The following is a 12716-nucleotide window of genomic DNA, read 5'->3' as shown; positions in this document are numbered from 1 at the left end:
TCCGGAGAGACGATCAGCCGATCCGCCAGGCGATAATCGCAAGCGCGATGATCACGACGATCAACAGGACGACGATGACCCGGTGCCGATTACGGCGCCGGCTGCGCTTGGATTGCTGGTGCCAGGCCAACCAGTCACGCGCAAAACCGATCGGAACGTCTTCGATCAGCAGCCGTTTGTCCGGGGCATTGAGTTCATGATCGGCGTACATCGCGCGCACGTTCTTCACACCTTCGCGTTCGAGCCGGAGCATCCAGTGTCGCGCCTCTTCGCCGCTGGTCCACCGGTTCTCGAACGGCACTGACTGGTCGCTCATCTCGAACCTCCGTCCTCACCCTACCGCTCTGACCTGGTTGAAAAGCGTTGCCGTGATGGTGCCAAACCACACGAAAATCATGCAAATCACCACCGACAGGAGGACGTTGGCGCTCGCTTCGATCATGTCGCCCTGGCGCATCAGCGCGAGCGTCTGCAGACTGAAGGACGAAAAGGTGGTGTAGCCGCCACAAAGGCCGACGAGCAGGAACTGACGAAAATCCGGCGAGACCAGCATTCGACCGTCCGGCCCGGTGAGCCCAGACAGGATTCCGATCAGGAAGCAGCCCGATATGTTGACGACCAGCGTGCCCCACGGGAAGGTCTCGCCGAACCAGAAGGCGAATACGCGTGACACGCCATAGCGGCTCATGCCGCCGATCGCGCTGCCAAAGGCTATCCAGAGATAGGTCGAGAGCACCCAATCCTCCGAGTCGGTCGGTGGAAAAGACGCATGCTCCCACCGTTGTTGAACGGTAGGAGTCATCAGCTCCCCAAAGGGGAGCGGTTAACGGGGAACTCCATCCCCGGAGGCCGTCGACAGGGGTTAGACGGCCTCAAAGTTGCGAACTACGCCCAGCGTCTGCCGTTCGTGGTCCGGCGCCGTTTCCGACGCTTGATTGTTGCTATTGCCCAATCGCAAGCGCTCGGGCAAGGTTGAAACGTACTAGGGGGATGGAGCTCCCCAAAACCGCCTTCCGGCTAATGGCTCCTGCCGCGCTCGCGCGCAGAAGCCTTTGCCGGGGCTCGTGTCCCGGCCTGATTGGTCAGGATATGGATGAGCAATTCTCCGCTGATGTCGCCGGGGCAACGGCGATGAGCAAACAAGAGCGCTTTTCGGGCGGTGCGCCGTTCCACCATGTCGCTGTGCTCGCAGACAATAGCGAACACGCACTCCATGCGTTGCGGCACGCGGTCCAGATGGCAACATTGTTCAATGCGCGCCTAGATGTCGCGCTGATTGAAAATGGTTCGCCTGGCTCTGGCGAAGCGCTTGATCTGTTCGGCCATAACGCTGCGGATCGACTGGCACTCAAGCAGGCGCTCATCGCGCGGATCACCAATCGCGCCGGAGTTCAAGCCAGGCCAACAATCTTGGATGGCCACACGTCAAAAGCCATTCTGGAATTTGTTCGTGATCGAGGCTGCGATCTCCTCGTCATCGGCGCAACGACCGCGCATAGTATCTATGATCAATTATGGGGCAGCCGATCGGAGCAAATCGCACGCGACGGCATCTGCTCGGTGCTGGTGGTTCGATCGGCACCGAATGGCTAGTATTGACGTTATCATCCTGGGCGGCACACAAGCCGCTAGAGGGAATGGAGTCTCCCTTTAACCGCCTCAAGGCTGATGACTCCTGCAAGCGTCTTTTGACGCGGCAGGAGATCGTGGCCGACACCCGCGACCGCCCTGCCGCAACGACAGGGGAATGCAGGTGCTCGAAAGCCTATTGCGGCATCTCATCACAACCGGCGAGTTGACCGTGCAGATCGGTGCTCGCCGATTCACGGTTGGCGCGCCGCCGACCGATAAACCGTGGCTCGCCTCGACAATCCGGATCAAGGATCGCGCAACCGCGCTGCGGCTCGCACTCGATCCCGATTTCCAACTCGGCCAATGCTATATGGATGGCGACCTGACGATCGTGCGCGGGACTCTATGGGGGTTCCTGGAACTGGTCGGTCACAACATCACCAGTCGGGGCGCGCCGGGACTGGTGACACGGGCAAGGAACGCCATCGCCCGGCTCATGCGCGCCGGCAACGACCGACGGCATGCGCGCCGCAACGTCCACCATCACTACGATCTGTCGGAAACCCTCTATCGCCAGTTTCTCGATGCCGACATGCAGTATAGCTGCGCGTATTTCGAACATGCTGACGACAGCCTGGAATCTGCGCAGGCGAGCAAAAAGGCACATATTGCAGCCAAGCTCGCTCTTGAGCCGGGGCAGCATGTGCTCGACATCGGCTGCGGTTGGGGCGGCATGGCGCTGTCGCTGGCCGAAGCCTGCGACGTGCGCGTCACCGGCATCACCCTGTCCGAGGAGCAGCTCCGCGTCGCGCAAGCGCGGGCGAAGGCCGCGGGGCTTGCCGATCGTGTCGACTTCGCGCTCAAGGATTATCGCGAGGTGGGCGAGCGGTTCGACCGGATCGTCTCGGTCGGGATGTTCGAGCATGTCGGTCGAGAGCATTTCGACACCTATTTCACCGCAGTCCGCGATCTGTTGACCGACGATGGCGTCGCGCTGATCCATGCGATCGGCCGCAAAGATCCGGGCACCGGCTCGAACCCATGGATGGATCGCTACATCTTTCCCGGCGGCTATATCCCGGCCTTGTCCGAGACGATGGGTGCGATCGAGCGATCGGGCCTATGGGCAACCGATATTGAGATCCTGCGCCTGCATTACGCCGATACGCTGAGGGAATGGCGGCGGCGCTGTGAAGTCAATCGCCAGATCATCGAATTGCTCTATGATGCGCGCTTCTTCCGGATGTGGGAATTCTATCTCGCCTCGTGCGAAATGGCCTTCCGCTTCGACGGGATGATGGTCAACCAGATCCAGCTTACGCGGCGGATCGACGCGCTGCCGCGGACGCGCAGCTATATGGCGGAGCGCGAAGGCGAGTTCGTCCGGCACTTTGCCGAACAACGCATCGTGCCAACGGCGCACGATCGCGTCATCAAAGTCCAATTCAAGCAAGGAGAGTGACATGGAGTTGCCACGCGATTCTTACATGATGCGCATCTTCACCGAAGAACGCGCCCGCGGCCCCCATCATCGCGCATTGTTCGAGGACATCGTCCGCAAGGCGCGGGACGACGGTATCGCCGGTGCCAGCGTGCTGCGGGGTGTCATGGGCTTCGGCTCGTCCTCGACGATTCACAATGCCAACATTCTCGACCTCTCGTCGAACCTGCCGTTGGTGATCGAGATCGTCGATACCGAGGAGAAGCTCCGTGCGTTCTTCCATTCGATTGAAGACTTCAACGACATCGGCCTGGTGACGATGGAGAAGGTGGAGGTGCTGCATTACGGCTGACCGTCCAGCTGCGCCGGGTCTTGCCGCTCTGATCGAGAAACTGGTCTCGCAGGCGCCCGACCCGGTGGGAGCCGAGCGTAGAGGGCTCGACACCCTTGCCATTTTTGCTGCGCGGCTCGAGAGCGACCGGTTCCAGCTTGCCGCGGTCGGTCAGTTCAAGCGCGGCAAGAGCTCGCTCCTCAACGCACTGCTCGAACAACCCGTATTGCCGGTTGGCGTTATACCGCTCACCGCCGTTCCTTGCTTCATCGCACATGACAGCCAGCTAACGATGGCGGTTGGTCTCACTGATCAAGAAGTCGTGCAACAGACGTTCGATGACGCAGCAGCGCTCTGCGGCGCGCTGTCGGCCTACGTCACCGAAACAGGTAATCCGCACAACGAGAAGCACGTCATGCGGGTCGAGATCGGGTTGCCAGCATCGTTTCTCGCGGACGGAATGACGGTCATCGACACGCCAGGCGTCGGCTCGGCCGAGCGGCACAACAGCACGGCGGCACTTGCCGCCTTGCCCGAGTGCGACGCGGCCCTGTTTGTGTTCTCACCCGATCCCCCGCTCAGTGAGGCCGAACTGGAGTATCTACGTGCAGTCGTGGCCAATGCCGCACTGATCCTGCCGGTACTGACCAAGGCCGACACGCTTGCTGCGCCGGATCGCGAGACCGTCATGAGCTATTGCAGCCGCGTCCTGGCCGATGCCGGGATCACCACCGAACCATCGCTCGTATCTTCGGCCACCGGTGAAGGCATCGCCGAGCTCGTCGCCCGGCTCAGGGCGCTGAGCGGCAACGAGCGGCATCGCTTGCTCGACACAGCGATAACCGGAAAGGCTGGACCGCAGATCGACGAGCTGATCTTTCAGAACGATGCCGCCCTTGCGGCGTTGGCAATGCCGGTCGAGCGGCTCGCCGCCGCCGCTGACGAAATCGCCACCGCCGCCAATCAACTCGCTCGTCATCGCGATACAGAGGCCGATCTGATTGCTGGCGAGCGTGCGCGGCTTGGCCGGCTTCAGGACGACGAAGCGCAGGTTCTGGCCGAACGGGCGCGGCATATGCTTACCGAAATCCTCGATGCCGGGCTCGCCGACGGGGCTGACGAACATTCGGCCTTCGCTACTGTCACAACCCATCTGCGCGTGCTGTTTGCCGATGCGTTTTCGCACGCTTCACGACAGCAAGGCGAGCGGCTTGCAGCCATAATGCAGGCGGTCGGCGACCGCCTCGCGCCGGCGATCGAGACACTGCGGCGTCGTGCAGCCGAAGCGCTTGGCATCGAGGCGCGGGTGGCCCCGCCAGAACTCGACCTGGGTCCGCCGCCGACTCCGGCGTGGAACGATCGGGCCGCCGAACGTGCCAATCCGCTGCCACCCGGCTTCGGCGAGTCCCTGCTGCCCCGTGCGATCCGCGCGCGCCGCATCCGCCGACGTCAGACCGATGAAATCGACCGTCTCGTCAAATACAATGTCGAGCGTCTGCGCTGGACGCTGCGGCAGGACGGCGAAGACATGCTGCGGCGCCTGGCTGTCGGCGTCGGCGAAACGATCGACAGCGCGATCGCAGCGACGACCGAAACCGTGCAGCGGGTGAGGAAGCGCCATGATGCCGCAGCCCAGGAAGTTTCGGCGGAAGTCGAGAGCCGGCGTGACTGGGCAACGACGCTCGCCGATGCCCGCAATGCCATCATCGGCATTCAGTCGCCCGAGCGGGGCTGCGGCTGACCAGCGATGCCGCCTCTGATCGGAGCCTCAGCCTTCGACCTGCGTCACATCGCGCACTGCGCCCCGCGCGGCGTTGGTCGTCATCGCCGCATAGGCACGCAACGCCGGCGAGACGTCGCGCTTGCGCCCGAACGGCTTCCACGCTTTGGCCCCGCGTGCGACCATCGCTTCGCGACGTGACGCGATTTCGGCGTCGTCGAGGTCAAGCTGGATCGAGCGGTTGGGGATATCGATCACGATGGCGTCGCCGGTTTCGACCAACGCGAGCAAGCCGCCTTCTGCCGCCTCGGGCGAGACATGGCAGATCGACAGCCCGGCGGTGCCGCCGGAGAAGCGCCCGTCGGTGATCAGCGCGCAGGCTTTGCCCAATCCTTTCGATTTCAGATAGCTGGTCGGATACAGCATCTCCTGCATGCCCGGCCCGCCCTTCGGCCCTTCGTAGCGGATCACCACGACATCGCCGGCCACCACCTCGTTGCCGAGGATGCCGGCAACCGCCGCGTCCTGGCTTTCGTAGACGCGCGCCGTGCCGGTGAAGGTCAGGATGCTCTCATCGACCCCAGCCGTCTTCACGATGCAGCCTTCGGGCGCGAGATTGCCGTAGAGCACAGCCAACCCGCCGTCCTTCGAAAAGGGATGTTCGGCATCGCGGATCACGCCGGTCGCGCGGTCGGTATCGAGTTCCTTCCAGCGATTGCTCTGGCTGAACGCCTGCGTAGTCCGCACCCCGCCCGGCGCCGCCTTGTAGAAATCGCGCACGCCGTCGCTGTTGGTGCGCCCGATGTCCCAGCGGCCGAGCGCGTCACTCATCGTCGGGCTGTGAACGGTGGGCAGGGAGGCATCGACCAGCCCGGCGCGTTCCAATTCGCCGAGGATCGCCATGATGCCGCCGGCGCGATGAACGTCCTCCATGTGGACGTCGCTCTTTGAGGGCGCCACCTTGCACAGGCACGGCACCCGGCGCGACAGCCGGTCGATGTCGGCCATGGTGAAGTTCACCTCGCCCTCGTGCGCGGCGGCGAGCAGGTGGAGCACGGTGTTGGTCGATCCGCCCATCGCGATGTCGAGGCTCATCGCATTCTCGAACGCGGCGAAGCTCGCGATGCTGCGGGGCAGGGCGCTCGCGTCGTCCTGCTCGTACCAGCGCTTGGTAAGATCGACGATCGTGCGCCCCGCCTCGCGGAACAGCGTCTCGCGGTCGGCATGGGTAGCGAGCATCGAACCGTTGCCGGGCAGCGACAGCCCCAGCGCCTCGGTCAGGCAGTTCATGCTGTTGGCGGTGAACATACCCGAGCACGACCCGCAGGTCGGGCAGGCCGAGCGCTCGATCGTCGCGACTTCCTCGTCGGCATAGCTGTCGTCGCCGGCGGCGATCATCGCGTCGATCAGGTCGACCGCCAGCGTCTCGCCCCTGAGGTCGACCTTGCCCGCCTCCATCGGCCCGCCCGACACGAAGATCGCCGGGATGTTGAGGCGCATCGCCGCCATCAGCATCCCCGGCGTGATCTTGTCGCAATTGGAGATGCACAGCAGCGCGTCGGCGCAATGCGCGTTGACCATATATTCGACGCTGTCGGCGATCAGGTCGCGGCTCGGCAGCGAATAGAGCATCCCGGCATGGCCCATGGCGATGCCGTCGTCGATCGCGATCGTATCGAATTCCTTGGCGACGCCGCCTGCCGCCTCGATCTCACGCGCGACGAGTTGGCCCAGATCCTTCAGATGGACGTGCCCCGGCACGAACTGGGTGAAGCTGTTGGCGATGGCGATGATCGGCTTGCCGAAATCCGCGTCGGTCATGCCGGTGGCGCGCCACAGGCCGCGCGCGCCCGCCATGTTGCGGCCGTGGGTGCTGGTGCGGGAGCGATATTGCGGCATCGGAAACGTCCTCTCGTTTGTCCTGACCTCGCTATCGATCGTTGATCAGGTTGCAAAATATATTATTATCGCCTCACAAAGTCACGAAACGAATTATTATGGACTTACGCCAGCTCCGTCATTTCATCGCGGTCGCGGACACGCTGCACTTCGGGCGCGCGGCGGAGCGGCTGGGCATGACGCAGCCGCCGCTCAGTCAGTCCATCATGGCACTGGAACGCGAGCTGGGCGTGGCGCTGTTCACCCGTTCGAAGCGCAGCGTCGCGCTCACGCCGTTCGGGCGGCAGTGGCTCGATCACGTCCGGCCAGCGGCGGATGGCATCGCGGCGCTGCCCGACATCGCACGCCGGCTGCGGGCCGGCACGATTGGATCGATCACGCTCTCCTTCGTCAGCACGGCTGACTACAGCGTGCTGCCGCGGCTAGTTCGCGATTACGCAGCGGCTTCTCCCGATGTCGAGCTCGGTCTGATCGAGGCGACTAGCGATGTGCAGACCGCCGGCCTGCTTGACGGAAGTATCGACGCCGGCATCCTCATCCCGACGCGCCCGGCGCTTCCGGCCATGCTCGATTACCTGCCTTTATCGAAGGAGCCGTTGATTGCTGCGGTGCCCGAAACGTGGATCCACAATGGTCGGATTGTAGCGCAAGGCGGCGTGATTGACGGTAGCGATTGGATGGCATTGCCGCTGATCATCTTTCCAGCGCGCGTTTCACCGGATTTCCATGAGCTGGTGATAGGTTTCTATCGCTCTCGGGACCGCGAGCCGATCGTGCGGCAGGAGGCGATCCAGATGCAGACGATCATTAGCCTCGTTTCGGCCGGGATCGGCATGGCGCTAGTGCCCGCCTCAATGCGCCACCTTGCCCGAACCGGCGTGCGTTACCTGACGATCGCCAACGACGCGCCCTCGCTGGAGACCGGGCTGGCGTGGCGCGCGGGGACCGAAACCGCTGCCTTGCGGTCGCTGGTCGCGACCGCGTCGAAAATCGCTATGGATCCGGAACGATCCTTCGGTAGTTGACAAGTTCGCCGGCATCGCAGCAATCTACGAGCCGTGCTGGCAGGCGGTGGAGTCCGCCTTGTAACCGCCCTTTGGGCCGATGACTCCTTCCACAACCTCGCAAGTGAGGAAGGAAGGGGCGTGCGGGCTAAAAGACCGAATTTTCGAACCAAGGCGAGCCAGGCGGAGCGCACTCGGTGAGCGCGCGCGACGTCCTGCTGCAAATCGCGCAGGTCGTCGCGGTGCTCGTGCTGTCGCCACTGATCCAGGGGATCATCCACCAGTTCGAGGAGCGCGTGCAGCGCGGGCAGGGGCCGGGCATCTTCCAGCCCTATCGCGACCTGTGGAAGCTGTTCGGCAAGGAGACAGTGCTGCCGGAGACGGCGTCGTGGCTTACCGTGGCGGCGCCGATCGTTGCCTTCACCTGCATGATGACGGTGCCGCTGCTGATCCCGGTGCTGACCAACTTCCCGCTGCCGCTGTCCGACATGGGCGACATCCTCGGCGGCGGGCTGATTCTGACCCTCGGTTCGTTCATGATCCTGCTCGCGGGGCTCGATTCGGGCAGCGCTTATGGCGGCGTCGGGTCGAGCCGCACCGCGATGATCACCATCCTCGCCGAGCCGACCCTGATCCTGGTGTTCATCGGCATTACTTTGGTCGCACGGTCGATGCTGCCGTTCGTCTCCAATCACCTGCTGGTCGGCGACCTCGCGGTCTATTTCAGCCCGGCGCACCTGTTCCTCGTCGCCGCCTTCTTCGTGCTGATCCTGACCGAGACCGACCGGCTGCCGATCCATTCCTCGACCCATATCGAGGTCTATATGATCGAGGAGGCGCGTATCCTCGAATATTCTGGGCCGCTCTTGGCGCTGCTCAAATGGGCGTCGGCGATGAAGCAGTTCATCCTCTACACGATCTTCTGTCACGTGCTGGTGCTGCCCTGGGGGCTGTCGATCGAAGGCACCGCGTTGGGCACGCTGGGCGCGGCCGCCGGCCTGATCGTCAAGTTCACCATCGTCGCCTGCGCGGTGGTGCTGGTCGAGACGACGCAGGCGCGGCTGCGCTTCTACCGCTATCAGGAGCCGCTCGCCGCGTCGTTCCTGCTCGCCATCCTCGCCATCGTCAGCACGCAGATGGGATGACGCCATGACGCTGACCGCCCTTCCTCCGATCGCCACCTCGATCTTCGGCCTGCTGGCGATCGCCGCCTTGCTGCTCACCTTCGTCATGCTCGGCTCGCGCTGGCTCGATCATTATCTCTACGCCTTTGCCGCGGAATCATGGATGATCGCCGGGCTGTCGGCGACGGTCGGCATCTACGCCGGCTATCCCGAGCTGATCCTGATCGCACTGCTGACGATCGTGTTCCGCGGGGTGCTGCTGCCCTATCTCATCTGGCGGATCATCCAGCGGCAGGCGGCGGACCACGAGGTCGAGGCGATCCTGCGGCCATCGTCCAGCCTGCTGGTCGGCGCGGCGGCGGTGATCTTCGCATTGGTCGTCGCCTATCATATCGGCGACGATCTCGGGTTGGTCGGCACCGTCGCGGTGTTGGCGCTGACCGTCATGCTGGCAATGAAGCTGATCGGCTTCCTGATGCTGGTCTTCCGTCACGAAGCGATCAGCCAGGTGCTCGGCCTGCTGGTGCTGGAGAACGGCATCTTCCTCGGCGCGCAGATCCTGGTGCCGGGGATGCCGATGCTGTTCGAGATCGTCATCCTGTTCGATCTGCTGGTCGCGGTCGCCTGCTTCGGCATCCTGGTGCGTTATCTGCGGAGCGCGATCGGCTCGACCAGCAGCCTCGGCTTGAGGAAGCTGCGCGGATGACCGCGAGCGATTGCCTCGTCGCGCTGTTCGCCGCCCCCGCGCTCGGCGCCGCGATCGCCGCCGGCAGCCGCCATCCCCGCGTCGCCGAGGCCGCCAATCTGATCGGCAGCCTGATCGCGCTCGCCGCCGCGCTGCCGCTGCCGTTCTTCGCCGCTTATGGCGACACCGTGCTGCTCGGCGATTACCTGATCGTCGACCGCCTCTCGGCGTGGGTGAGCGTCTGCACCGCCCTGGTTTATTGCCTCTCGTCGCTGTTCGCGATCGGCTACATGCGCACATTGGGCGAGGACGCGAAGCTGCCGACCTTCTACGGCCTGTTCGCGCTGTTCGGCTGGACGACCCTGCTCGCGCCGCTGGTCAACAATGTCGGCGTCTATTGGATCGCGATCGAGCTGACGACCTTGGTCAGCACCTTCCTCGTCGCCTTCGAGCGCACCCCTGAATCGATGGAGGCGGCGTGGAAATACATCATGATCGTCTCGGCCGGGATCAGCCTCGCGCTGCTCGGCACAGTGCTGATCTATTGGGCCGGCACCTTCTCGCTGGGGCCGAGCTACGCGCTCGACTGGGCGACGCTGACGGCGGCCGCGCCGCGGATGAGCCCGGCGCTGGTGATGCTCGCCTTCCTGCTCGCGCTGGTCGGCTACGGCACCAAGGTCGGGCTGGTGCCGATGCACACCTGGCTGCCCGACGCCCATGCCGAGGCGCCGGCGCCAGTCTCGGCGATGCTGTCTGGCGCGCTGCTCAACGCCGCGATGGTCGGGGTCGTTCGCTTCCTCGCCATCGCCAACGCGTCGCCAGTGGCGCGCGAGGCGCATGTCGCGATGGTGCTGTTCGGGCTGGTCAGCCTCGCCGTCGCCGCCTTCTTCATCGTTCGGCAGGAGCGCGTGAAGCGGCTGATGGCCTATTCGAGCGTCGAGCACATGGGGGTGATCGCGCTCGGCTTCGGCTTCGGCGGCGCGTTCGGGACGGCGGGCGCGCTGTTCCACATGCTCGGCCACTCGCTCAACAAGGGGCTGATGTTCTTCGGCGCGGGCGCGGCGATGCGCAGCTACGGCACCACCGAGATCGCGCGCATCCGCGATTTCGGACGGCATTTCCCGCGGATCGGTGCCTTGTGGCTGGCTGGCGCAGTGGCGATCACGGGGGCGCCGGTGTTCGCGCTGTTCTTCAGCGAATTCGTTATTCTCCTGGGCGGCTTCGACCAGCGATTCGCCTGGGCGGCGTACCTCATGGCGGCGCTGCTGATCCTGGTGTTCATCGCCTTCCTCAACCACTTCCGCATCATGTTTCACGAGCCGGGTGAGGCCGAGACCGACGCCCCGGCGCGGATCAGCGCATGGTGCGTCACGCCGATGGCGATCGCGCTCGTCCCGCTGCTGGTGTTCGGCTTCTGGTGGCCGAGCGCCTTCTGGAACTATTTCGAGGCCGCGGCGCACGCGCTCGGCATGGTGGCGTCGTGAGCGCGGTCGAGACGATCGCGCTCGCCGACCTGATCGCACGCGCGCGGGCGATGCTCAAGGCGGGCGGACGCTTCCAGATGCTCTACGCCTGGCAACCCGAGAGTGCGCCTGAGCTGCGCTACGTAGTTGCCATGCCCGGTGAGGCGGCGTTCGCGCAGTGGCGCGTGGTGCCCGAGAACGGCCGCGCGATCAGCCTCGCGCCGTCGAGCCCGCTGCTCGGCTGGTACGAGCGCGAGGTCGCCGATCTGTTCGGCATCGCCTTCGACGGCCATCCCGAACCGGTTCCGCTGGTCCTTCCCGAAGGCACGCCGCCACCCTTTGCGCCAGATCGCCCGCCACTCAACACCGGTTCTAGCGATCCCATGCCGCTGCTCGACGAGCCTGACGTGCAGCGCCTGCCCTGGGGGCCCGTGCGCGCGGGCGTGGTGGAATCGGGCGAGTTCGTCTTCTATTACACCGGCGAGCACATCGTTCATTATTACCCGCAATTGTTCTTCAAGCATCGCGGCGTCGAACAGCGCTTCGCTGGCCTGACGACCGACACCGGCGTGGTGCTCGCCGAGCGCGTCTCAGGGGTCGGCAGTTTCACTCATACGCTGGCCTATGCGCAGGCGATCGAGGCGGCGGCAGGCTGCATCGTGCCCGAGCGCGCCCGGCTGCTGCGCGTGTTGTTCGCCGAGCTGGAGAGACTCTACAATCACCTCTATTATCTCGGCCATCTCGCCGACACGACGACGCTGAAAGTAGGCCATGCCGAGGGCGTACTACTCGCGGAGTTCGCCAAGCAATTGAATGCACGGCTGACCGGCAGCCGCTTCCTGCGCGGGCTTGCGACACCTGGCGGTCTGCGCCGCGACGTGACCACCGGTCAATGGTTCGGCGCCGAGCTGGCGCGGCTCTCCAAGCAGGTGCGCCGCTACGTCGCCTTGCTCGCCCGCAGCAATTCCTATCTCGACCGGCTAATGACGACGGGTGTGCTCGATCGACGGACTGCATTCGATCAGGGCGCGACCGGGCCGGTCGAGCGCGCCTCAGGTCTCGATCGGGATCTGAGGCGCGATCACCCTTATGCCGGCTATGACCGCATCGCGATCGGCGTCGTCACCGAACAAGCAGGCGACGCCCACGCCCGCTCGCTGGTCCGCACCCGCGAGATCAGGGAGAGCATCACCGCGATCCGCCACGTGCTCGATCGTCTGGAGCCGGGGCCGATCCGCGTGGAATGCCTCGCCCCGCCGGGATCGGAGGGGCTCGGCTGGGCGGAAAGCCCGCGTGGCTCGCTGTTCTACGCGGTGCATATCGGCGGGGACGGGCGGCTGGCGCGGGTCAAGATCAAGTCGCCGAGCTTCTCCAACTGGCGCGCCTTCCCGTTCACCGTCCACGAGAGCAACATGATGGACTATGCGATCAACGAGGCCAGTTTCGGCCTGACCATCGCCGGATGCGACAGGTAGGC

General features: G+C 64.5%; 12 protein-coding genes and 4 riboswitches. Of the genes, 9 read left to right on the top strand and 3 right to left on the bottom strand.

All coding sequences use genetic code 11. From position 1 onward, the window contains the following. Positions 1-13 precede the first annotated feature (13 nt). Positions 14-316 (bottom strand): hypothetical protein, encoded by a 303-nt coding sequence (locus tag DFR49_RS06210; protein ID WP_119034785.1) that lies wholly within the window; start codon positions 314-316, stop codon positions 14-16. A 15-nt stretch (positions 317-331) separates the two neighbouring features. Then, positions 332-736: a fluoride efflux transporter CrcB gene (gene crcB / locus DFR49_RS06205; RefSeq protein ID WP_245968261.1), complete on the bottom strand. Its 405-nt coding sequence runs from the start codon at positions 734-736 to the stop codon at positions 332-334. 49 nt (positions 737-785) lie between these two features. Continuing rightward, positions 786-853, bottom strand: a riboswitch (Fluoride riboswitch). 124 nt (positions 854-977) lie between these two features. Continuing rightward, a riboswitch (Fluoride riboswitch) is annotated at positions 978-1037 on the top strand. Between the two features lie 52 nt (positions 1038-1089). Here crcB and DFR49_RS06200 point away from each other — a divergent pair. From DFR49_RS06200 to DFR49_RS06185, 4 genes are all read left to right on the top strand, one after another. Beyond that, positions 1090-1593 (top strand): universal stress protein, encoded by a 504-nt coding sequence (locus DFR49_RS06200; protein ID WP_170150940.1) that lies wholly within the window; start codon positions 1090-1092, stop codon positions 1591-1593. A 31-nt stretch (positions 1594-1624) separates the two neighbouring features. Beyond that, a riboswitch (Fluoride riboswitch) is annotated at positions 1625-1685 on the top strand. 62 nt (positions 1686-1747) lie between these two features. Continuing rightward, complete coding sequence (locus DFR49_RS06195; protein ID WP_170150939.1) at positions 1748-3034, top strand: SAM-dependent methyltransferase; 1287 nt, start codon at positions 1748-1750, stop codon at positions 3032-3034. Positions 3035-3059: 25 nt separating this feature from the next. Continuing rightward, positions 3060-3365, top strand: a complete 306-nt coding sequence (locus DFR49_RS06190; protein ID WP_211325808.1) for a DUF190 domain-containing protein — start codon at positions 3060-3062, stop codon at positions 3363-3365. A gap of 64 nt (positions 3366-3429) precedes the next feature. Beyond that, entirely contained in the window at positions 3430-5085 is a 1656-nt protein-coding gene (locus tag DFR49_RS06185) for a dynamin family protein (RefSeq protein ID WP_170150938.1), read from the top strand. A gap of 27 nt (positions 5086-5112) precedes the next feature. Here the strand turns inward: DFR49_RS06185 and ilvD are convergent, their stop codons facing one another. After that, complete coding sequence (gene ilvD / locus DFR49_RS06180) at positions 5113-6963, bottom strand: dihydroxy-acid dehydratase (protein WP_119034780.1); 1851 nt, start codon at positions 6961-6963, stop codon at positions 5113-5115. Between the two features lie 98 nt (positions 6964-7061). Here ilvD and DFR49_RS06175 point away from each other — a divergent pair, with 98 nt between their 5' ends. The 5 genes from DFR49_RS06175 to DFR49_RS06155 all read left to right on the top strand — a co-directional run bounded on the left by DFR49_RS06175 (position 7062) and on the right by DFR49_RS06155 (position 12714). Then, positions 7062-7988, top strand: coding sequence for a LysR family transcriptional regulator (locus DFR49_RS06175; protein ID WP_119034779.1), 927 nt, complete (start codon positions 7062-7064; stop codon positions 7986-7988). Positions 7989-8021: 33 nt separating this feature from the next. After that, positions 8022-8084: riboswitch (Fluoride riboswitch) on the top strand. Between the two features lie 80 nt (positions 8085-8164). After that, entirely contained in the window at positions 8165-9112 is a 948-nt protein-coding gene (locus DFR49_RS06170) for a respiratory chain complex I subunit 1 family protein (protein WP_119034778.1), read from the top strand. 4 nt (positions 9113-9116) lie between these two features. Beyond that, positions 9117-9797 carry a hydrogenase gene (locus DFR49_RS06165; RefSeq protein ID WP_119034777.1) on the top strand — a complete coding sequence of 227 codons (681 nt, stop codon included), beginning with the start codon at positions 9117-9119 and terminating at the stop codon, positions 9795-9797. Next, positions 9794-11260: a proton-conducting transporter transmembrane domain-containing protein gene (locus tag DFR49_RS06160; RefSeq protein ID WP_119034776.1), complete on the top strand. Its 1467-nt coding sequence runs from the start codon at positions 9794-9796 to the stop codon at positions 11258-11260. The genes DFR49_RS06165 and DFR49_RS06160 overlap by 4 nt, the downstream gene beginning before the upstream one ends. Then, a complete protein-coding gene (locus tag DFR49_RS06155) occupies positions 11257-12714 on the top strand; it encodes a hydrogenase large subunit (protein WP_211325807.1) in 1458 nt (485 codons plus the stop codon). The genes DFR49_RS06160 and DFR49_RS06155 overlap by 4 nt, the downstream gene beginning before the upstream one ends. Positions 12715-12716 lie beyond the last annotated feature (2 nt).

Source organism: Hephaestia caeni (genome assembly GCF_003550065.1).
Classification (GTDB): Bacteria; Pseudomonadota; Alphaproteobacteria; order Sphingomonadales; family Sphingomonadaceae; genus Sphingomonas; species Sphingomonas caeni_A.
Note: the sequence above shows the minus strand (reverse complement) of the source record. Positions and strands in the feature narration are given on the sequence as shown.

Coding starts and splice junctions, on each gene's coding strand:
- DFR49_RS06210 (WP_119034785.1), bottom strand. CDS start 316: ATGAGCGACCAGTCAGTGCCGTTCGAGAACCGGTGGACCAGCGGCGAA.
- DFR49_RS06200 (WP_170150940.1), top strand. CDS start 1,090: ATGGATGAGCAATTCTCCGCTGATGTCGCCGGGGCAACGGCGATGAGC.
- DFR49_RS06195 (WP_170150939.1), top strand. CDS start 1,748: ATGCAGGTGCTCGAAAGCCTATTGCGGCATCTCATCACAACCGGCGAG.
- DFR49_RS06190 (WP_211325808.1), top strand. CDS start 3,060: ATGATGCGCATCTTCACCGAAGAACGCGCCCGCGGCCCCCATCATCGC.
- ilvD (WP_119034780.1), bottom strand. CDS start 6,963: ATGCCGCAATATCGCTCCCGCACCAGCACCCACGGCCGCAACATGGCG.
- DFR49_RS06175 (WP_119034779.1), top strand. CDS start 7,062: ATGGACTTACGCCAGCTCCGTCATTTCATCGCGGTCGCGGACACGCTG.
- DFR49_RS06165 (WP_119034777.1), top strand. CDS start 9,117: ATGACGCTGACCGCCCTTCCTCCGATCGCCACCTCGATCTTCGGCCTG.
- DFR49_RS06160 (WP_119034776.1), top strand. CDS start 9,794: ATGACCGCGAGCGATTGCCTCGTCGCGCTGTTCGCCGCCCCCGCGCTC.